At 62.2% G+C, this 21,736-nt stretch carries 14 protein-coding genes; 6 read left to right on the forward strand and 8 right to left on the reverse strand.

Annotation, left to right across the window (positions count from 1 at the left end; all coding sequences use genetic code 11):
* From kdpB to AC1DX3_RS17770, 4 genes are read left to right on the forward strand one after another with little or no spacing between them, the layout of a single operon-like run.
* On the forward strand, positions 1–2,067 hold the full coding sequence (kdpB, locus tag AC1DX3_RS17755) for a potassium-transporting ATPase subunit KdpB (protein ID WP_476990659.1): 2,067 nt from the start codon (positions 1–3) through the stop codon (positions 2,065–2,067).
* Positions 2,068–2,079: 12 nt separating this feature from the next.
* The gene (gene kdpC / locus AC1DX3_RS17760; protein WP_476990660.1) at positions 2,080–2,664 is read left to right on the forward strand and encodes a potassium-transporting ATPase subunit KdpC; all 585 of its coding nucleotides are present in this window, start codon (positions 2,080–2,082) and stop codon (positions 2,662–2,664) included.
* Positions 2,661–5,354 carry a DUF4118 domain-containing protein gene (locus AC1DX3_RS17765; RefSeq protein WP_476990661.1) on the forward strand — a complete coding sequence of 898 codons (2,694 nt, stop codon included), beginning with the start codon at positions 2,661–2,663 and terminating at the stop codon, positions 5,352–5,354. The genes kdpC and AC1DX3_RS17765 overlap by 4 nt, the downstream gene beginning before the upstream one ends.
* Positions 5,351–6,040 (forward strand): response regulator, encoded by a 690-nt coding sequence (locus tag AC1DX3_RS17770; RefSeq protein WP_476990662.1) that lies wholly within the window; start codon positions 5,351–5,353, stop codon positions 6,038–6,040. The genes AC1DX3_RS17765 and AC1DX3_RS17770 overlap by 4 nt, the downstream gene beginning before the upstream one ends.
* 86 nt (positions 6,041–6,126) lie before the next feature.
* Here AC1DX3_RS17770 and AC1DX3_RS17775 read toward each other — a convergent pair whose 3' ends face one another.
* Both AC1DX3_RS17775 and AC1DX3_RS17780 read right to left on the reverse strand, forming a co-directional pair.
* Positions 6,127–8,739 (reverse strand): TonB-dependent receptor, encoded by a 2,613-nt coding sequence (locus AC1DX3_RS17775; RefSeq protein WP_476990663.1) that lies wholly within the window; start codon positions 8,737–8,739, stop codon positions 6,127–6,129.
* A 128-nt stretch (positions 8,740–8,867) separates the two neighbouring features.
* On the reverse strand, positions 8,868–10,100 hold the full coding sequence (locus AC1DX3_RS17780) for an ROK family transcriptional regulator (protein ID WP_476990664.1): 1,233 nt from the start codon (positions 10,098–10,100) through the stop codon (positions 8,868–8,870).
* A gap of 143 nt (positions 10,101–10,243) precedes the next feature.
* On the opposite strand from AC1DX3_RS17780, the gene AC1DX3_RS17785 reads away from it, so the two are divergent.
* Both AC1DX3_RS17785 and AC1DX3_RS17790 read left to right on the forward strand, forming a co-directional pair.
* Positions 10,244–11,200 (forward strand): carbohydrate kinase family protein, encoded by a 957-nt coding sequence (locus tag AC1DX3_RS17785; protein ID WP_476990665.1) that lies wholly within the window; start codon positions 10,244–10,246, stop codon positions 11,198–11,200.
* The gene (locus AC1DX3_RS17790) at positions 11,197–12,426 is read left to right on the forward strand and encodes an MFS transporter (protein ID WP_476990666.1); all 1,230 of its coding nucleotides are present in this window, start codon (positions 11,197–11,199) and stop codon (positions 12,424–12,426) included. The genes AC1DX3_RS17785 and AC1DX3_RS17790 overlap by 4 nt, the downstream gene beginning before the upstream one ends.
* 22 nt (positions 12,427–12,448) lie before the next feature.
* On the opposite strand, the gene AC1DX3_RS17795 is transcribed toward AC1DX3_RS17790, so the two are convergent.
* From AC1DX3_RS17795 to tssE, 6 genes are all read right to left on the reverse strand, one after another.
* Positions 12,449–14,047 carry a tryptophan halogenase family protein gene (locus AC1DX3_RS17795; protein WP_476990667.1) on the reverse strand — a complete coding sequence of 533 codons (1,599 nt, stop codon included), beginning with the start codon at positions 14,045–14,047 and terminating at the stop codon, positions 12,449–12,451.
* Positions 14,048–14,150: 103 nt separating this feature from the next.
* A complete protein-coding gene (locus tag AC1DX3_RS17800; protein WP_476990668.1) occupies positions 14,151–15,596 on the reverse strand; it encodes a methyltransferase domain-containing protein in 1,446 nt (481 codons plus the stop codon).
* A 46-nt stretch (positions 15,597–15,642) separates the two neighbouring features.
* Positions 15,643–18,330: a type VI secretion system ATPase TssH gene (tssH, locus tag AC1DX3_RS17805; RefSeq protein ID WP_476990669.1), complete on the reverse strand. Its 2,688-nt coding sequence runs from the start codon at positions 18,328–18,330 to the stop codon at positions 15,643–15,645.
* Between the two features lie 23 nt (positions 18,331–18,353).
* A complete protein-coding gene (tssG, locus tag AC1DX3_RS17810; protein WP_476990670.1) occupies positions 18,354–19,364 on the reverse strand; it encodes a type VI secretion system baseplate subunit TssG in 1,011 nt (336 codons plus the stop codon).
* Positions 19,328–21,193, reverse strand: coding sequence for a type VI secretion system baseplate subunit TssF (gene tssF / locus AC1DX3_RS17815; protein ID WP_476990671.1), 1,866 nt, complete (start codon positions 21,191–21,193; stop codon positions 19,328–19,330). Before tssF ends, tssG begins: the two co-directional genes overlap by 37 nt.
* A gap of 3 nt (positions 21,194–21,196) precedes the next feature.
* Positions 21,197–21,730 carry a type VI secretion system baseplate subunit TssE gene (tssE, locus tag AC1DX3_RS17820; protein ID WP_476990672.1) on the reverse strand — a complete coding sequence of 178 codons (534 nt, stop codon included), beginning with the start codon at positions 21,728–21,730 and terminating at the stop codon, positions 21,197–21,199.
* Positions 21,731–21,736: the final 6 nt, after the last annotated feature.

Genomic DNA, 21,736 nt, shown 5'->3' on the forward strand with positions numbered 1-21,736 from the left:
ATGTCAGCCGTTGCTAAAAAATCCGGCCTGTTCGAAGGCGCCGACATGGCGTCCGTGCTGAAGAGCGCCGTCGTCCGCCTCAACCCCGTCCACCAGATCCGCAATCCCGTCATGTTCGTCGTCTTCGTCGGCGCCATCATGACGACCCTGATTTTCGCCGGCATGCTGGTGTGGCATGGCGCCGAAGAGCCGCTGTGGTTCGTCGGCCTCGTCACCTTCTGGCTGTGGTTCACGCTTTTGTTCGCCAATTTCGCCGAGTCCGTCGCCGAAGGCAAGGGCAAGGCTCAGGCCGACAGCCTGCGTTCGGCCCGCCGCGACGTCATGGCAAAAAAGCGCGATAAGTCCGGCGCCATTGCCAGTGTCGCCGCCACCACCTTGCGCAAGGGCGACATCATCGTCATCGAAGCCGGCGACGTCGTTCCCGCCGACGGCCAGGTCATCGAGGGCATAGCCACGGTCGACGAAAGCGCGGTCACCGGCGAATCCGCCCCGGTCATCCGCGAGTCCGGCGGCGATCGCGACGCCGTCACCGGCGGTACCCGCGTCCTGTCCGACAGCATCGTCGTCAAGGTCACGTCCGATCCGGGCGAAAGCTTTCTCGACCGCATGATCGGCCTGGTCGAGTCGGCCAAACGCCAGAAGACGCCCAACGAGATCGCCCTGTCGATCCTGCTGGCCGCCATGACCCTGATCTTTCTCGCCGCCGTCGCCACCCTTCTGCCGTTTTCGCTGTTCAGCGTCGCCAGATCCGGCGCCGGCCACGTCATCACCATCACCGTTCTGGTCGCCTTGCTGGTTTGCCTGATCCCGACCACCATCGGCGGGCTGTTGTCGGCCATCGGCATTTCCGGCATGCAACGCCTGATCAAGGCCAATGTCATCGCCACCTCGGGCCGTGCCGTCGAAGCCGCCGGCGACGTCAATGTCCTGCTGCTCGACAAGACCGGCACCTTGACCTTCGGCAATCGTCAGGCGGTTGAGTTTTTCCCGGCGCCGGGCGTCACCGCCCAGCAACTGGCCGAAGCCGCCGAACTGTCGTCTCTGGCCGACGAAACACCCGAAGGCCGTTCCATCGTCGCCCTGGCCCGAGGTCGGTACGGTTTGCCGGAACGCCATGCGGGCGATCTCGACGCTACCTTCATTCCCTTCAGCGCCGAACAACGTGTCTCGGGTATCGTCGTCAACGAACGCCACATCCTGAAGGGCGCCGGCGATGCCATCGCCGCCCTGGTTGGACTGAAGGGCGGCACCGTCGCCCCTGAAGTCCAGGCCCAGATCGACGACATCGCGCGCAAGGGCGGCACGCCGCTGACCGTGGCCGAAGGGCCGCGCATCCTCGGCGTCGTCTATCTCAAGGACATCGTCAAGCCGGGCATCAAGGCGCGTCTGGCCGACCTGCGCAAGATGGGCATCAAGAGCGTCATGATCACCGGCGACAATCCGCTGACCGCCGCCGCCATCGCCTCCGAAGCCGGGGTCGACGACTTCGTGGCTCAGGCAACGCCGGAAACCAAGCTGGCCTATATCCGCAGGATGCAGGCCGGTGGCGAGATGGTCGCCATGGTCGGCGACGGCACCAATGACGCCCCGGCCCTCGCCCAATCGGACGTCGCCGTGGCGATGAATTCCGGCACCCAGGCCGCCAAGGAAGCCGGCAATATGGTCGACCTCGATTCCGACCCGACCAAGCTGATCGAGATCGTCGAAATCGGCAAGCAATTGCTGATGACGCGCGGCGCCTTGACGACTTTTTCGATCAGTAACGACCTGGCCAAATATTTCGCCATCATCCCGGCGGCCTTCGCCTCGACCTATCCGGCATTGGGCGCGCTCAATGTCATGCATCTGGCATCACCGCAAAGCGCCATTCTCTCGGCGGTTATCTTCAATGCCCTGATCATCATCGCCCTGGTGCCTTTGGCGCTGAAAGGCGTCAAGTATCGGGCGGAATCGGCCGGCAGCATGCTGACCCGCAATGTGTTGATCTATGGCCTGGGCGGTATCATCACCCCTTTCATCGGCATCAAGCTGATCGATATGGGTCTGGCCGCCGTTCACCTCGCTTAAGGAACAATGATCATGTCCACCTTCAAACACGTTCAGGCCTCCGTCATCCTCCTTTGCCTGGTCACCTTCGTCTTCGGCGGCCTCTACCCGCTACTCACCACAGCCATCGTCCAGACGGCCTTCCACAAGCAGGCGGAGGGCAGCCTCATCCGCGACGCCAAGGGGCAACCGATCGGATCGACCCTGATCGGCCAATCCTTCACCCAGGACAAGTATCTGTGGGGCCGCCTCTCCGCCACGGGCCCGACACCCTACAATGCCGGCGCCTCCTCGGGCTCCAATCTCGGTGTTAACAACCCGGCCCTGATCGACGCCGTAAAGGTGCGGATCGACGCCCTGAAAGCCGCCGACCCCGGCAATACCGCCAAGATTCCGGTGGATCTGGTTACCGCCTCCGCCTCGGGCCTCGATCCCGAGATCAGCCCGGCCGCCGCAGCCTATCAGGCCGCCCGCATCGCCAGCGCCCGCGGCATCCCCGCAGCCGAGGTCAACACCGCCATCGCGCGCTCGACCAAGGGCCGAACCTTCGGGATTTTGGGCGAACCGCGCGTCAATGTGTTAGAGGTCAATCTCCGTCTGGATAAGCGAATCACGTGAGCGATAACCGACCCGACCCCGATAAACTGCTCGCCCTGGTCCTTGCCGACCAGGGCGACGCCGCGTCCAGTCAGGGTATGGGTCCCGGCCGGGGCAAGCTGAAGATCTTCTTCGGCTCTTCGGCCGGCGTCGGCAAAACCTACGCCATGCTGAGCGAGGCAAGGCGCGACCTGGCCGCCGGCCGCGATGTCGTCATCGGCGTTATCGAACATCACGGTCGCGCCGAAACCCACGCCCTCACCGCCGATCTGCCCGTCCTTCCGCTGTTGGACATCGAACACCGCGGCGTCAGGCTGAAAGACTTCGATCTCGACGCCGCCCTTGCACGCCGTCCCGCCCTGATCCTGATGGACGAATATGCCCACACCAATGCACCGGGATCGCGCCATCCCAAGCGCTGGCAGGATGTCGCCGAACTGCTCGACAATGGCATCGACGTCTATACGACGCTCAACGTTCAGCACCTGGAAAGCGTCAACGATCAGGTCGCCGGCCTGACCGGCGTATGGGTCAAGGAAACCGTTCCAGACAAGGCGTTCGATGCCGCCGACGAGATCGCCCTGATCGATCTGTCGTCCGAAGAACTGCTGAAACGCCTGGCCGAGGGCAAGGTCTATGTCGCCGAGGGCGCCAATACCCGCGCCGCTGAAAACTTCTTCAAGAAGGCCAATCTGCTGGCCCTGCGCGAACTGGCCCTGCGCCGCACCGCCGAACGCGTCGATGCCCAAAGCGACCAGCTCAATGCCGCGCTCGGCCAGGACGAGGCCCAGTTGGGCGAAAAGATCATGGCCCTGGTCGGCCATGACGAATTGTCGGCCCGCGTGATCCGCCACACCCGGCGCATGGCAGCGCGGGCGCGGGCGCCGTGGTCGGCGCTCTATCTGCAGACCGACCGTCACGAGACCTTGAGCGACAAGGCGCGCCAGCAGATCGAGCAAAACCTGACCCTGGCTGAAAAACTGGGCGCCCAGGTCGTGCGCCTGCCCGGCGGCTACGCCGCAACCAGCATACTGGCCTATGCTCGCCAGAATGGCTTTACCCGCATCGTCGTCGGCCAGCGCCGCGCCCCCCTGTTCCGCCTCGGCAAGTCGTTATCGCAAAAGCTGATCGAACGTGGCAGCGATATCGAGATCACGACGCTCGGCGACGACAGCGCGGTCAAGGCCGAGCCGGCCGACGCCCGCTTCTGGCGATCCTTTATCGCCCGACCGCGCAGCTTCGCCTTCGGTGCCGCCCTGGTCATGATCACGACGGGCATAGCCTTCCCCTTCCGCCCGGTCACCGATCCCGATAATCTGGCCATGATCTATCTGGCGGCGGTCGTTATCGCGGCGGCGCGGCTGGGCATCGGCCCGGCCGTCCTGACCTCGGTGCTCAGCATCGCCGCCTTCAATTTCTTCTTCACCCAACCCTATTACACCTTCGATTTCTACGACAGCCACTACGCCTTCACCTTCAGCTTCATGTTGGTGACGTCCTTGATCGTCGGCTCCCTGACCGCCCAGCTGTCGCGCCATGCCCGCCTGGCCCGCAAGGGTGAGCAGGAGACGCGCCTGCTCTATGACCTGACGCGCAATCTGTCGTCGGTGCGAGGATTCGAGGCCATGAGCCAGGTCACTGTCCGCCATTTGTCACCCGCCTTCCAGTGCCAGGTGCGATTGTGGACACGCGAAGGCCCAACCCTCACCCAATGGCCGGCCGGCGAGACGGAAAATGACGCCAAGGAATTGGGCGCCGTGCAGTGGGTCAGCCAGAACGGCCAGGTCGCCGGCCGCCACACCAATACCCTGCCATCGGCGCGCGGCCTTTACCTGCCGCTGCTCGCGGAAGATGAGACCTTGGGCGTTCTGGGTCTCATTCCGGACTCCGAGCGCCAGTTCACCGGTGCCGAGCACCTGGTCTTCGAGACCGTGGCCAGTCTGATCGCCAATGCACTGCAACGTGCGCGCCGCGCCGATGAAGCCGAAAAATCGCGCATCGACACCGAAAACGAAAAGCTGCGCAATGTCCTGCTAGCGTCTTTGTCGCACGATCTCAAGACGCCGCTGACCGTGATGAACGGCGGGGTCAGCACCTTGTTGAAAATGCGCAAGAAGCTGCCGCGTGAGGCCATCGACGAGTTGACCACCCTATGGAGCCAATTGGGCCACCTGCAGAAATTTGTCAGCAACCTGCTTAAGATGGCGGCCATCACGTCCGGTCACCTCAAGCTCAACTTCCAGCCCTATCTGCTCCAGGAAATCGTCGGCGCCGCCGTCCAGCGCGTCGAACCGCAAAAGGGCGAACGCCAAATCCGTAGCGCCGTGACGGGTCAATTGCCGATGGTGATGATCGACGGCGCCCTGATCGAACAGGTGCTGATCAACCTGATGGACAATGCGATCGCCAATACGTCGCCCGTGACCGGCGTCATCACCCTGACCCTGGAAAAGGATGCCGACCGTGTCCGCGTCCGGGTCAGCGACAACGGCGCCGGCCTCAAACCCGGCGATGAGGAACAGATTTTCGAAAAGTTTCAGACCTCGCAAAGCGAAAGCTCCGACCGTCACAGCGACGGCACGGGCCTTGGACTGGCCATATGCCGCGGCATCATCCAGGCGCATGGCGGCATGATCTACGCCAAGAATAATCCGAGTGGCGGCGGCGCCAGCTTTATTTTCACCCTGCCTGTCGTTAAAGACCCATCATGAGCGAAGCGGCGACCGTACTGATCATCGAGGACGAGGCGGATATCCGTAAGTATCTCCGCGCCACCCTGACGGCCCAAGGCCTGACGGCGCTGGAGGCCGAAACGGCGCACGAAGGTCTGCAAAAGCTGACCCTGAACCGGCCCGACGTCGTCATCCTCGATCTCGGCCTGCCCGATCAGGACGGCCAGGACTTCATCCGTCAGATCCGCGAATGGTCGCAGGTTCCGATCATCGTCCTGTCGGCACGCGATCAGGAGTCTGACAAGGTCGAGGCTCTGGAAAACGGCGCCGACGACTATCTCACCAAACCGTTTGCCGCCGGCGAGTTACTGGCGCGCATCAAGGTCGCCCTGCGCCATGCCCGCCGCACCGAAAAGGACGGCGGAGCGGTTTATGCCTTCGAGAGCCTGAATGTCGATCTGGCGGCACGGCGGGTGACGCTGGACGGCGAGGATGTTCACCTGACGCCGATCGAATACAAGTTGCTGAGTGTCTTGGTCCAGCATGCCGGCCGCGTCCTCACCCACTCGCAACTGCTGAAGGCCGTTTGGGGCCGCCATAGCAATGAACAGAACCATTATCTGCGCATCCACACCCAGCACCTGCGCGAAAAGCTCAAGGACGACCCGTTGCAGCCGCGCTTTATTATCACCGAACCGGGCGTCGGCTACCGGCTAAAGGGATAAGAAAAAGCCCGGCACCGCAGGTCAAGGCGGCGCCGGGCAGGGTGACGGCAGTACTCGCCGCCTCTGGGAAACGTGTTTGGGAAAACTCAGAAATCGTAGCCCATGCGAATACCCAAGGTGCGCGGATCGTCATAGCTGGCGCGCAGATGGCCCTGATCGGCGCCTTGAAAGTTCTTCGTCGCCGTATTGCCCAGGTTCTCGCCATACAGTTCGACATAGAAGTTGTCGCCCGGCGGCGTGATGCGCAGACTGGCGTCGAACTTGGCGTAGGCGTCCTGCTTTTGCGCCAGGTGCGCGCCGTTATAGTTCTGCACGTCGAGCCACATTCGGCTCTGCCAGTGCATCTGGACATAGGGCTCCAGGCGGTAGCCGTTGCCGAGCTTGATATCGTGCTGATAGTGCACGGTCAGCGACAGTTCCGGCGCGAACGGCAGTTGGTTGCCCTTGATGCTGATCGGCTCGTCCGGCGCGCCGCACTCACCCTGGCCGAAAATGGTACGCTCGCCGCAGGCATATTCGTCGATCAACGTGCCTTCGACGACCTCGGTGTGCAGCCACGAGAAGTAACCACCCACTTCGCCATTGGCCCATGGCTTGGCGTTGAATTCGAGCTCCAGCCCTTCGATACGCGCCAAGGGCAGGTTGTCGGTCGTCCAGGCCGTTACCGCCCGGCCTTCTGAAGGGCTTTCCGGATTGGTGTCGATGCCGATCACCTTGTCGCCGGTATTTTGCATGTCGTGATAGTCGCTGAGGAAGACCGAGGCCGAGACCTGCAAGCGGTTGTCGAGCAGCTTGCCCTTATAGCCGGCCTCGTAATTGGTCACGTGTTCCGGACCGTATTCGAGGATATGGATACAGCCATTGTTGCAATAGTCCGCTGCCTCGTACATCCCGCCCATCTTGTAGCCGGTGGCGATCGAGCCGTAGAACATGTGGTTGCCGCTGGGGTTATATTCGATGCCGACGCGGTAAGTGCCCTGGTTCCAGCTCTTGTCGGCGTCGGTGACATAGGTCAGCGGATTGGCGTCGCTGCCGAGCGGCGCATTGGTGCCCATATTGTCCTGGAGATTATCGGATTGGTGGGCACGGACACCGGTCGGCTCGTAGAGGCCGTTGTACCAGTTGGGACCGGGCGTCCAGTCGCCATACTCATAACCGTTATGGTCGCCCTTCTTGTCCCAAGAATAACGCGCGCCGAGCGTAAAAGTCAGGGAATCGGTCACCTTGTAATCGAACTGGCCGAACAGGGCCTTCGATTCCGTCGTGCGGTCGCGCTGGTCGTAATAAACGCCGAACGGCAGGCCGTCGATCAACGAGTCCGAGTCGGCATCATAGGTCTTGTTCTCGATGAAGTCCTGGCTGTAGGTGATCTGCTTGTGCTCGTAGAGATAAAAGGCGCCGACGACATATTGCAGGCGGTGATCGCCGCTCGACTTGAGCTGGATTTCGTGGGTCATCGAGCGGTAATTGCTGCTGCGGGTGAAGCTGGTATTGTCGGCCACCGGGTAATAGAGCGTCGCCTGTTGTGCCTCGGTCAGCGGTTCCCCGATCGATGACCATTCTTCCGGGGCATAGAAGCCGCCGTCGTCGTCGACCAGTTGGTGGCGGCGCTCGTCCTCGAAGCCGGCGCGATATTCCAGCACCATCGAGTCGTTGATCGTATAGGCGGTCTTCAACTGATAATCGTCGAGCGTCATGCGGGTATAGCCCGGGACATTGATCTTGAGATAGCGCAGTTGATGATCGCAGGCCGCCGCCGTTCCCTCGGCCGACTTGCAGTCGACATAGTCGTGGTCGCCGGCGCCGTTATCGGCGAAGCGCGAAATCGTGCCGGTGATTTCCAGCTTGTCGTTCGGACGCCAGCGCGCGATCAGGCGGCCGGCCCATTCGTTGGCATTGTTGTACCAATCCTTGGGCGCCACCTTGCGGTTATAGCGTTGATCGACATCGGGAATACCGTCCTTGACGATGCCATTGGCGGGTGAAGCGATATCGGTGAAGTCCTGGACCTGTTCGCCGTAGCCATCGTGTTTGGTCATGGTGTAGGTGGCGCGCACGGCGAATTTGTCACTAATGCCGAAATTGTACATGGCACGGACTTCGCGGTCGTTATAGCTGCCGACACCGGCTTCGATGTTGCCGAAATAGCTGCCGAACTTCGGCTTGGCCGGGATGACATTGATCACGCCACCGGGCGAATTCATGCCGAACAACGTGCCCTGCGGTCCGCGCAGGACTTCGACGCGCTCGACATCGTACATCAGGGCGAGCGCACCTTGCGGCCGCGGCGAATAGAAACCGTCCTGATGGATCGAAACGGCCGCTTCGGCGACCTCGGTCGTGTCGGTCGAGGTGACACCGCGCAGGCTGATGGCCGTACTCGAATCACCATTTCGGCCCATTTGCAGATTGGGCACGGCGGTCGCCAGGCCACGGACGTCTTGGATGCCTTGTTTGTCCAGCGAATCCTGGCTGAGCGCCGTCACCGCCAGCGGCGTTTTCAGCAGCCGCGTCTCGCGCTTCGACGCGGTGACGATGATTTCCGGAATGGCGGTGTCGTTGCCTGAAACCGCGGTGGCGGGCGTTGTGGCGGTAGGTGCCGGCGGGGCGTCCTGAGCCACGGCCAGCGCCGGTAAGGCAGCCAAGGTCAGACCGGTCGTGAGTAACAGAAAGCGGCGCAAATGCGTGGACGTCGACATGATGATCCCTCCGGCCCGAAAGCGGCCCTGGTCATCAATCTGTAACAAGATATCGGGCCTGTCAATAATTACTTCTAGTGGATGTAAGAATTGAAAAAGGACTGTGTCAGAATATCAACGCACCGGCTTCAGATGCCGAAACGCCGCACGGCCGTCTGTTGAGAGGTCTCGGAATCGTCGCCGCGGCCTTTGGTCAGGACGTCCATCCGCGGCATCAATTTCTCATAGATCGGCAAGACGGCAGCACCCAGAAGCGCACTGTCGCCGGGCTGGCTGGACAATACGACACGCGGACTGTCGGCGTCGTCGCGACCGCTGCGCACCGAATGCAGCCACGGGTGAGCGTGGTCGATCAAACGCTGCCACAGGGCCTGCGGCGCCGGCCCGCCCAGCACGATCATTTCCGGATCAAGCATGTTTTCGACCGTGCACACGGCCTGGCGAAGATAGGGCGCGACATCGCGGCACCAGGCATCGATAGCGGGGTCGTTATTGTCGAGGCGGCGGGCGATCTCGTCTTCGCCGATCAGACTGCCGGGCCCGGTCAGAGCTTCGGACAGGGCGTGCAGCGAGAGATAAGTCTCCAGGCAGCCCGCATTGCCGCAACTGCACGGCCGGCCGTCGCGCACGACCGGAATATGGCCGATTTCGGTGGCATTGCCGTTGGCGCCGAGATAGGCGGCGCGGTCGATCATCAGGGCGCCGCCCAGACCGACACCCATATAGAAGTAGAAGAACCGATTGGTGTCGCGGGCCCGGCCGAACAGCGATTCGCCGACGGCGCCGGCGACGCTGTCGACATTGTAGAAGACCGGCAAGGCGACAGCGTCTTCAAGGGCGTTGAAGATTTCCAGCCCGCGCCATTTCTCGAAGACGGTCGGCCCCTTGAAGCTGAGATCCGGCGCGTCGAACGGCCCCGGCATGGCGACGCCGACGCCCCATATGCGGTTGCCGTCCCCGCGCAAAGCCTCAACCTGCTTGATCATGGCGACCAGGGCGGTCGTCGGGTCACGCAGGTCGAGACTGAGTTCGCGGCGGTCACGGACCTCGCCGATCAGGTTGACGCGCGCCGACGACAGCCGATTGAGTTCGAGATTGATGCCGATGGCGTCACCGCCGTCGGGATTGAGGGCAAAGGCCATGGGCGGCTGACCACGCAGCTTGTCGCCCTTCAAGCGCTTGGAGACGATCAGGCCGAGGTTTTCCAGATCCTGAGTGATATTGGCGATCGTCTGCGGACTGAGGCCGACCTGGTCGATAATGTCCTTGCGCGACGCTTCACCCTGGCGGCGAATGACATCGAGCACAATGCGGCGGTTGAACGGAGCGCTCGATGACTGGGTGGTGCCGCGACTGACCATGGAGGTGGTATATTTCCAAAAACACGAATGAAGCAGAGTGGCATCATAGCCACAAATATTAAACACATCCATTAGATTTAATAATTGACATGTTTTCGTAAGCCATGAGATAACACATGTCAGTTGAGGGATGGAAAGCCACCATGGACGATGTTTCCGCCAAGCCGGGCCTGCCTGCACCACATCTTACCGAATATGGCCTGACCATTATCGGCGATATCGCCATCGACCTCGTCATGGGCTCGCTCACCCAATGGCCGGAGATCGGCACCGAGACCCTGATGTCCCACAGCGAGATGCGTGCCGGCGGTTCGGCCGGCAATGCAGCGCTGGCCCTGCGGCAGTTGAATGCGCCTGTGCGTTTGATCACGGCCGTCGGCACGGATGCGCTGGGGCCATGGTTGACCGGCCAATTTGCCGGTGTCGACAGCGAATTCAGCGAAATTCCCGGTGCCACCTCGCTATCGGTGGGCATCCTGCACGAGGGCGGTGAGCGCAATTTCTTCACTACCCAGGGCCACCTGGAGCGCCAGGAGATCCCTGCCCGCCTGCCGGAGCTACGCCATCCAGCCGCCATCGTCCTGCTGACCGGCGCCTTTCTAATGCCCCGGATGCGCGCCCGTTACATGGCTCTGCTCCACGATCTGAAAGCGCTGGGCTACCGCATAGCTCTCGATACCGGCTGGCCGCCGGCGGGTTGGGACGAAGCGACCGTCGCCGAGGTCAAGACCTGGCTTCCGGCCTGCGATCACGTCTTGCTCAACGAGCTTGAAATCACCAAACTCGCCGGCACGGCTGATCTCAATACCGCCATGATGCGCCTCAGCAATCTGATGCCGCCGGAGGCAACCCTGGTTGCCAAAGTGGGTGCACGTGGCGCCGTCGCTTGGTGCGGCCGTGAGATCGCCCGCGCCAAGCCACCTGTCTCCGGCGCCATCATCGATACGATCGGCGCCGGCGATGCCTTCAACGCCGGCTATCTGCTGGCGAGAACACAAGGGTCGGACTTGCGCGATGCGCTGGCCATGGGTTGCGACACGGCCACCCGCATCATCTCGCACTTCCCGCGTCAGCTGGCTAAAACCATGGCCGCGACATGACGAGCCGCGTCGTTACCGTCACCTATATCCTGTGCGTCTGGTTCGTGATTTCGTTCGTCACCAATATCATCGGCCCCTTGATGCCGGTCATCATCCACGACTTCAAGCTCAGCCTGACCCTCGCCGGGGTCCTGCCCTTTTCGTTCTTTCTCGCCTATGGCCTGGTCTCGATTCCGGCCGGCGTCGTCGTCGAGACCAAGGGCCCGGCCTTCGCCATCCTGACCGCCTTTGCCGTCAACCTCCTGGGTGCGCTCGGCTTCGCCCTGCATCCGACCTACTTCGCCGCCATTGCCGCCCTGTTCGTTATCGGCATCGGCATGGCCATGTTGCAAGTCGTTATCAACCCGCTGATGCGCAATGCCGGCGGAGAAGCCCATTTCGCCTTCTTTTCGGTTTTGGGCCAATTGGTCTTCGGCCTCGCCTCCTATGTCAGCCCCATGGCTTTTGCCGCTATCATGGCCGGACACCTGACCCTGCCCGCGGCGATGACCCACGGACCCACCTGGGTAGCGCTCTACTGGCTGTTCGCCGCCGTCTTCGCCTTGGCCCTGGTCGTCACCTTCGCCCTCAATATCAAAAGCTTTGCCCTCAAGGACGACGAAAAGAGCGGCCCCATAGCCGTCTATCTCGACCTGCTGAAGGATGCCAAGGTGCGCTGGTACTTCCTCGGCATCGCCGCCTATGTCGGCACCGAACAATCCCTGGCCAACTGGATGTCGCCCTTCCTCCAGACCTACCACCATATCGATCCGGCGACCGTCGGCGCCCAGGCCGTCGGCAATTTCTGGGGCCTGATGTCGTTGGGCTGCCTGCTGGGCCTGGGCCTCCTGAAGCTGTTCGATTCACGCGCCGTCCTGTGCGCCGCCGTGATCGCCGCTGTCACCTGTCTCACGGCCGCCCTGTTCGGGCCGGGTCAGGTCAGCCTGCTGGCCTTCCCGTTGTGCGGTTTCTGCCTGTCGGTGATGTTCTCGATCGTCTTCGCCCTGGCGCTCAACTCGGTGCCGAAGCACCACGGCGCCTTTTCCGGCATATTGTGCTCAGGGATCCTCGGCGGCGCCATCGCCCCGTTGATCGTCGGCGCCATCGGCGAACATACCGGCCTGCGCGTCAGCCTGCTATTGGTCTTCGGCCTGCTCGCCTTCCTGTTCAGCATCGGCATCCGCGCCCGACCGTTGGTCGGTAATGCCACCCTGTTCAGCCCGGCTGCGGAAACGCCGCGCGGATAACCAGATTCAGCCCCCCGACCCGTTAGGCCCGCTTCGGCATGACCAGGAAATTGTCCTTCGCCTTTTCGAGGTAACCACGGGCATAGACCTGGTCGATCAGGTCGCGGTGGCTGGGCAAATCCCTGGTGGCCTGCTCGCCGATCACGGCAATCTTATCGAAGATGGCCTGGGCCGCCTCACCACGCGTAAAGCCTCCGCGTTTGGCGCCGATGTCAGTCGCATAGTTCATGCCGTAGAGAATATACTGATAATTGAAATAGGCGAAGGTATCGACGTCATCAATGAAGTCGAAACGCGACGGCGGCCGGTGTTTCCACATGGCGAGAAGTTCGTTCAATTCCTCGGGAATGGTGCGTGGATCGGCATTCTCGCGCCAGAACGGTTCGGAGCGCTTGGTGACGCAGTAATGCAGCTTGAGGAAATTGACGGTCTTTTCATTGCGCAAGGTCATCAGGTGATTGAAGAGCTTGGCCTGGCCATCCAGCGGCCCCGAGTGCGGGAAGAATTCGGTCAACATGCCGATAGCCACTTCGATCATCATGATGCCCGTGGCTTCGAGAGGCTCGAAAAAGCCCGCCGACAGACCGATAGCGACGCAGTTCTTGATCCAGGACTGCTCACGATAACCGGTCTCGAACTTGATGACCCGCGTCGAATAGTCGGTGCCGCGGGGGCCGACATAGGCGCGCAGAATGTCTTCGGCGCGGTCGTCGCTCGAATGTTCCGAGCTGTAGACATATCCAACGCCGCGACGTGAATTCAGACCGATATCCCACGTCCAGCCGGCTTCATGTCCGGTGGAGACCGTGTAGCTCTCGATCGGTGCGCTGGGTGTCTCATAGGGCACCTGACAGGCAATGGCGCGGTCGGTCAAAAGCTGGTGCTTGACCGACTTGAAAGGGGATTTCAGCGCCTTGCCGATCAGCACCGCGGCAAAGCCGGTGCAGTCGACATAAAAATCCGCTGCGATCGTGCCGTGACTATCGGTTGTCAGACTGGCAATGCTGCCGTCGTCGGCCAGCATCACGTCGGTGATCTTGCCCTGCAGGTGCGTGACCCCCAGCGATACCGCGTGCCTGGACAACAGACCGGCCAACTTCATGGCGTCGAAATGGTAGGCGTAGTTAAGCGGTCCGCCATAGCCACCCTGATGCAGGCGTTTTGGCCCCCGCTTCGCTTCCGCAACGCGTTTCTGGAACGTTACCGCCTGGGCAAACGGGACGCGGGTTTTCTCATCCGCCAGCAGCCAGTAAGGCAGAAGGCCGGCCCCGTCGACCGGGTACGGCGCCTCGAAGGGATGAAAATAGTGGCTGTGCTGGCCATCCTCGGGCGTACGCTCCCAATCGGCGAAACGAATGCCTTGCTTGAAGGTCGCCGTCGCTTCGCGCAAAAAAGTCGCCTCGTCGATTCCCAATGTCTGCAAGGTGGTGCGGATGGTGGCGAAACTCCCCTCGCCCACCCCGATCGTGCCGATATCTGGGCTCTCGATCAGCGTAATCTGCGGACATGTGACCGGGTCCGCTCCCAGCACCTTGGCAAGATAACACGCTGTCAGCCAGCCGGCGGTGCCGCCGCCAGCAATCAGGACGCGACGCTGGGCTAAATTGGTCTCTGGCAGCATGCGCGCCCCGGAACAGTTAGGTGAAAGAATAAAGCACAAGTATCATGGAATTGGTTCTATAACAATAATACCAATATGCAAGGCCACGATACGGCCATAGTCGTCACTCTCTCTGCAAAAAGGCTGCCCGAACGACCAGTTTCATGGCTGCCTCGAAGCTGGTCTCGGCAGCGAATTCGCTCCGCGCCCACAGGTCCTGCAATTCCGCAAGGGTATGCGTCCCGTCGAGCATGGCGATGAAGGCGCGCGGCGCCGGCTCAGCAATCTTGACGATATGATGATCCAGCGTACAAATCTGGGTCTGGCCATCATTCAGCTGCGCGCGCGACAAGGCGCTGGCGCACGGCCGTTGCGGTGGCGTGACGGCGCACGGCACCTGGACGCTGTGTAGCTCGGTCAGGCCGGCCTCGAACAGACCATGCAGGGCGCGGACAATGTCGATATCGTCGCTCAGCTCGCCCACCCGCACCCGTTCCGGATAGTTCTGCGTCAGCTGCGTCAGGATGGCCACCATGCGCGCATCGCTCATCTGGAACTCGCCGGACTTGTTCTTGAACGTCGAGTCGCCGGTACGCTGGGCGTTGGAGGAGACATAGAGTGGCGCGATCAGGGCCGGATCAACACGCCTGACTGGCTGTTGTTCGGCGCGGACAAAAAGGCTTTGGCGGAAAAAGCGGATATTGCGGTCGTCCTGGGCCTGGGCAGCGCGGACAACGGCATGGGTGCTGAAGTCCTCGGCATCGTCGGGCAGAAAGCCGTCACCCAAAGGCCCCTCCCCCGCATCGCCGAGGAATTGCAGACCATTGCGCTCGGCCGCCATGGCGACGTCGTAAAGCGCTTGCGGGTTGAAACAGTCTCCCAACTCGTCGTGAAACAGCACCGAACCCGGCTTCTTGCGCATCAGCTTGGCCTCGCTGCGCAGCGCCGTCTGGGCTGGCCGGTCCTCATCCTCAGGCGTGGCGATATAGGCATCGAGAAAGGCATGGGCGACTTCGAGACGCTCGACCGGATTGTCGATCCCGGCGACCTCACGCAGCAGCATATCACGCAAGGCTAGGCGTAGCCGTCCGCCCGGCAGGGCATTATAGCTGACATAGGCGACACCGTTATCGGCCAAAACATGGCCAATCAGTTCCATGATACCGTCGCGGACGAAATCCGGCACCCAGGCGTAGACGCCGTGGCAGATGACGTAGTCGAACTGTTGTTTCAAATCGCGGACCGCATCCAGGATATCACCGACCTCGACACGGATATTGCTCAGGCCGGCCTTGGCGATGGCCAGCTTGCCGCGCGCGACGGCGGCACTCGACAGATCGAAGCTGAGGCACTGGGCCTTGGGATAGGCAGCGGCCAAGGCGATCAGGTTCATCCCCTCGCCGCCACCGATTTCCAGGACCCGCGCAGTTGCCACATCCGGCGGCGTCAGCCCATGCAGGCCCGCGATCGCCGCCAGCAGGGCGGGATGGGTCTGGATAAAGATCGACGACGGATAGGCGACTTCGTCATAGGCCGTCTTTGACGCTGTTTTTGGAACGGTATCGGGCATTTAGGCACTCTGGAATCGGCAGAAAACGGGGCGCGAGTCCCGCCGCCTAGCTGAAGGTATAGGTAAATCCGCTGGCGCCTTCGCCGACGCCGACCGCGATGGCCTGAACCTCTTCGCCGTTCATCTGCTTTTCGAGCAAGGCGATCGATAGCTCCGGCAACATGGTATTGGTCAGGATGGCGTCGATGACGCGGCCGCCCGAAGCGACTTCGTTACAGCGCGACACGATCAGGTCGATGACCTCCGGCGCATAGGTGAAGCTGATGTCGTGGTTTTCCTGGATGCGCTTCTTGACTCGGTCGATCTGCAGCTTGACGATGCCCTTCAGCATGGCTGGCGACAACGGGAAATAGGGCAGGACCAGCAGACGTCCCAACAAGGCCGGCGGGAAGGTCTTGAGCAGATCCGGACGCAGGGCCTCGGCCAGGCTTTCCGGATCGGGCTTCATCTCTTCGTCTTCCGACAGGGTGGTGATCAACTCGGTGCCGACATTGGACGTCAACAGGATCAGGGTGTTTTTGAAGTCGATATGGCGGCCTTCGGAATCGTTCATGAAGCCCTTGTCGAAGACCTGGAAGAACATCTCATGGACGTCCGGGTGGGCCTTTTCGACCTCGTCGAGCAGGACGACGCTATAGGGCCGGCGGCGAACGGCTTCCGTCAGGACGCCGCCCTGGCCGTAGCCGACATAGCCGGCCGGCGCGCCCTTGAGGGTCGACACCGTATGGGCTTCCTGGAATTCCGACATGTTGATGACGATCATCGAGTCGTCGCCGGAATAGAGCAATTCCGACAGGACGTGGGCGGTTTCGGTCTTGCCGACGCCCGACGGGCCGCACAGCATGAAGACACCGACCGGTTTGTTTGGATTATCGAGCTTGGCGCGGCTGGTCTTGATGCGCTTGGCGATGGCGTCCATGGCGTGGTCCTGGCCGACGACGCGCTCTTTCAGCTTGTCGGCAATGGCCAACACGCTGGCGATCTCGTTCTTGACCATGCGGCCGATCGGGATACCTGTCCAGTCGCCGACTACCGCGGCGACAGCATCGGCATCGACCACGGCAAAGACCATGGGCGCGTCCCCGGCGGCCGTATTCATTTCATCAATGGCGCTTTCGAGATTGGCACGCAAGGTCGTTTCATCGAGCGGCGCGGGCGCCTCTGCGCCCTCTTCTGGCGGCTTGGCGGCGGCTTCGCGGGCATCGGCCAGGGCCTGGCGAGCCTCCTGGACCTTGACCAACGCGGCCTTCTCGGCCTCCCACTTGGCGGTGGCTTCGTCCAATGCCGCCTGCGCTTCGTTCAGTTGTTCCTGCAATTTCGGGCCGCGGTCGTCGGTGCGATATTGGCCAGCCAATTCGCGTGCCGCCACCTCCATCTCGACCTTGAGCAACTCGACCCGGCGGGTACGATCCTCGACGGCCGCCGGCGTGGCGTGTTGCGAGACGGCGACGCGGGCGCAGGCGGTATCGAGCAGGCTGACCGCCTTGTCGGGCAGTTGCCGGGCCGGGACATAGCGTTGCGACAGCTTGACGGCGGCTTCGACGGCTTCGTCGAGCAGGACGATATTGTGGTGCTTTTCCATCATCGGCGCAACCGAACGCAGCATGGAGATGGCATTGGCGGTTTCAGGCTCGCCGACATCGACAGTCTGGAAACGCCGCGTCAGGGCCGGATCCTTCTCGAAATACTGGCGGTACTCGGCATAGGTGGTGGCGGCGATGGTGCGTAAACGGCCGCGCGCCAGGGCGGGCTTCAGCAGGTTGGCGGCGTCGCCCGTCCCGGCCTGGCCGCCGGCCCCGATCAGGGTGTGGGCTTCGTCGATGAACAGGATGATCGGCTTGGGCGACGCCTCGACCTCGTCGATGACCTGCCGCAAGCGCTTTTCGAATTCGCCCTTCATCGAGGCGCCGGCCTGCAGCAAGCCGATATCAAGCGCCCGCAGGGTGACGTCTTTCAAAGACGGCGGCACATCGCCATCGACGATCCGGCGGGCAAAGCCTTCGGCCACGGCCGTCTTGCCGACGCCGGCCTCACCGACCAGGATCGGGTTATTTTGCCGGCGGCGCAGCAGGATGTCGATCAGTTGGCGAACCTCGGCGTCGCGGCCGACGATCTTGTCGATGGCGCCGGTGCGGGCGCGTTCGGTCAGGTCGACCGAGAATTTGGCCAGGGCTTCGCCTTCGCCGACCGGACCAGTTCCTTCCTCGCCGCCGCCACCGCCGGACGCGACACTGCTGCCGGTATCGGCGGTTGTCTGTTCGGCCGACGAGGCGCAGATGTTTTCATAGGAATCGCCCAGCTTCTCGACCTGGATCTTGCGGAACTCACCCGAGATCGAGGCCAGGGCGTTTTTCAGGGTCGGCGTCTTCAGCATGCCGTAGATCAGGTGGCCCGTACGGATACGGTTGGCTGAAAACTGCAGCGAGGCGTAGAGCCAGCCCTTTTCGATGGCCTCTTCGATTTGCGGCGAAAAGTCCGAGATCGAGGTCGCGCCGCGCGGCAGCTTGTCGAGATTGCCGACAATGTCGCGCGCCAATTGGGTGTCATCGATATTGAAGGCCGTGCGGATGGCCGCCACATCGTTGCGCGGATCCTGCATCAGGACGTGGATCCAGTGGATCAACTCGACATAAGGGTTGCCGCGCATCTTGCAAAAGGTGGTGGCGGTTTCGATGGCTTTTAGCGCCGTCGGGTTCAGGCGTCCGAAAAGTGATGATCTGCTGATGTCGGCCATGGTTCAATCTTCCCAATATCTATTCAATGTGTAGCTTGACGTTTGACGATGGTGTCGCGACGAACGCGGGTAGTCTTTTTCGGGTTCATCCAGCCGGTCCATCCCAGCCGTGTGCGGCCGTCCAGGCGTGCCGGCGGGCACAGGTTTTCTTCCAGCTCGAGCGCCATATCCCATTCAAGGTGAGACGGCGCGAAAGCATTCAGCGCTTCGGACAGGATGGCGAAGCGCGATCCGGTCGGCAGCAAACTTTCATAGTCGCGCAAGGTGTTCGAACGGATGACGATGCGGAAGGCGTCGGCGGCGGTGCGCACCCGGCCACCGACAACAATATCGCCGCCCAGCTTGGCGAAGGCCCGGCCGAGGGTCGTGCGGTCTTCGGACTCGATATAGCGCCAGCGCGGCTGGAATTCGTGGACCTCGACCGGTTGCCGTAGCAGATGCGACAACGCGTCTTCGATACCACGCGCATTGCGTTGCGAGGCAAAGAGCGCTGCATAATGCAGGCGCGCACGGGCCGGAAAGGCCGCATTGGCCCCTGCCCCTTCATAGGCGCCGGTCAAGGCCGCGATATAGCCGGCGAAGCGGTCGTCATCGGGGCGGTCGGCCATGGCGACTGGTTGACTGTCAGCCCAGGCACGATAAAAGAATTGCAACATGCGCCCGGACAGCATGTCCATGAAGCGCCCAAGCGGACGCGACTTGGCGTATTTCTTCTCATAGACGGCGAATTCGGTGACGTGGGTCGGCATCGGCCCCATCGGCCCGGTCATGCCCAGCCAGTAACCGCTGACCCGCGCCCGTCCGGCCTTTATCTCAACCGTGTCGAGCGTCGATTCCGGAAATCCCATGACCGGCGTCTGAGCCAGGTCGACGACATTCTGCGACGGCAGGCGCGAGCGCCCGACCCTCGGCAGGCCATGGGCCCGCGCTTCGGCGCCGCGAACCAGGGCGAACAGACCCCATTTGCGGATCGTCGCCGTCGCGCCGTCGAGAAAACTCAGATGTTGTGCTGGCGTCCGATCCGGGGCGGCCATTTGGCAAAGACTCCTTCGAGGGGGGATTCAAACGCGCACTCGGTAAAGGTATTGATGGTGGCAAACTCGGCCAGGAAGCGCTCGAGGACCGCTGAGAAAACAAACATGCGCGCCCGGTCGAAGGCGCCGTCGTCAAGCTTGAAATCGATATGATGGCCGCTGGCGATCGCCATGCGATCGCGGCCGGGCACGCGGCGCGACACCATTTTCGAGGTCACCGACATGACGCCGTCGATCTGTTTGCGCGAGGACGCGTCGTCCTGGCGGCCGTAGAGCGCCAGGTGGTCGCGCAATAGCGACGGATCGCCACCGGGCTGACCGACCAGCGTGGCATAGTTGGGCGTCAGATGGCCGATAACGCGCCAGGCGGCGTCGCTGAGGCCCAGCGGAGGTCGCGGCCGTGTCGGCGCCCGTATGACGCTGACCTTAGCGACCGGCAGGCCGGTGACGGTGAAATGGTTATCGCCGCGGAAGGTCAGGGTTTCGGGCAGTTCGCGATTGGTGACCAGGGCGCGGATCGCCACCTCATGGATGCCGTCGATCAGGGCCGGCGTGCCCGGCGCCGTCAGGCTGAGCCAGGTCTCGGTGCCGACATAGTCGTTGGTGCGGCGAATACGCTGCTCGCGTGTCGACAACCGGCGCGGCTTGAGCTTCGTCGCATAGAACATGGCGTTGCGCCAGTCGTAGAGCAGTGCCCCGAAGGCATAGAGCGGCGCCACGGTCTGCGAGTCGGCATTGTCGCGGGCGAAGGCCTTGACGTCGAGCAGACGGAAGACCTCGAAATCGAGTGGCTTGGTGCGGTCGGGAATGACGTGATATTCGTGTTCGTACGGCTTGATCTGCACCCGGCCGCACTGCATTTCGAACAGGTTGATGGCTGGGCTGGCGAACAGACGGAAGTTGGATGGCGTGAGCGCGCCGCTCAAGGTCGGCACGCTGCGCGAAAACAGGAAGACGACGTCGACCGATTCCGTCGCTGTGGCAAACGCCTTGGCCAGGCCGTCAATGCCGACGAAAAAGAAGCGCTCCGGGCAGGCAAAATACTCAGTCAGCAGCCGGTAACCGCGGAACGAGCGCACCTCGTTCGGTAACAGGGCTTCCTTGTCGTCGAACCCGATCTGGGTCGGTATGGGCAGGTTGATCCACCCCCCGGCGCCGGCGCCGGAATTGGCGTCGCGCGCCATGACCGACAGGGTTTCGCCGGCCAGTTGGCGATACAGCTCGCCCGGAATAGTTTCTGAGCCATCGAGATAGAGGCTGACAATGCCGGGCAGGACCTTGGAGAGATCGACACCGGCCATGGCCGAAAAGCGCAGGCGCAGGCCCGCCTCCGCCTTGAAACGCGACCCGGCGGCAAAGGGTGCGATGGCGGCGCGCGATCCCAGATATTCCGCCTGGGTAATCCGCACCGGCCACATGGTGACCTCATGACCGGTCTTGAAAATCACGGGCACACCGCCCTGCTCGGTCGCCGTCGCGGTAATGTCGGTGCCGGCGGGCACCTTGACGCCCTTGATCAGGCCGGGGTCGCCTTCTTTCGGCTCGAACGACGCGATACAGATCGACGGCGTCGGCGACAGGTAGTGCGGCTGGATGGCCTGCAGCAGATGCTGGGTGAATTCGGGATACTGGTCGGCCTGTTTGAGCTGTACCCGCGCCGCCAGGAAGGCCACGCCCTCCAGCAGACGTTCGACGTAAGGGTCCGGATCCGTCGGAGTTTTCAGACCGAGACGACCGGCGACGGCCTCGTGCTCCTCGCCGAACTCGCGCGCGCTTTCGCGCAAATAGGCCAGTTCATCGTTATAGGCTTTGAGCAGGCGCGGATCCATGGCCTAATCCCGCACGGTGACGGACGAGGTATCGGCCTTGACGTCGGTCTTGAAGCTGATGGGAATGGCCTGGACGGCGGCCGTGATATCGCCATGGATCGTGTAGGTGATGCTATTCTCGCGCTCACGGTCTTCCATCGGCTCGACATGCAGGCTCTTCGGATCGATGCGCGGCTCGAAGGCCTTGACGGCGGCGGCGATATCCTTGGCGCGCTGCATGACGACGCGATAGGAATAGGCCTTGCCCGTCAGATCGGCGACACCGAAATTGAGCACGGAAGACTTGATCTCGGGATAGGGATCGAGATCCACGCCGGTCGCCATATTGGTGGTGTTGAGCAGCCAGGCCAGATCGCGTTTAACGGTTTCGCGCAGGGCGCTTTCGTTGAAACGCTCCAGTTTCGGCACCGAATAGTGCTTCATGGTTTCACGCGACAATTCCGAGACATTGCCGCTGTCGTCGCGCAGGCCGGGCATGTCGAGATCGGCTACCAGCTTGTCGAACAGCGAAGGATTGAGCCGCTCATTGATCGCCATGCCGTG

Source organism: Asticcacaulis sp. P2_B1 (genome assembly GCF_056404915.1).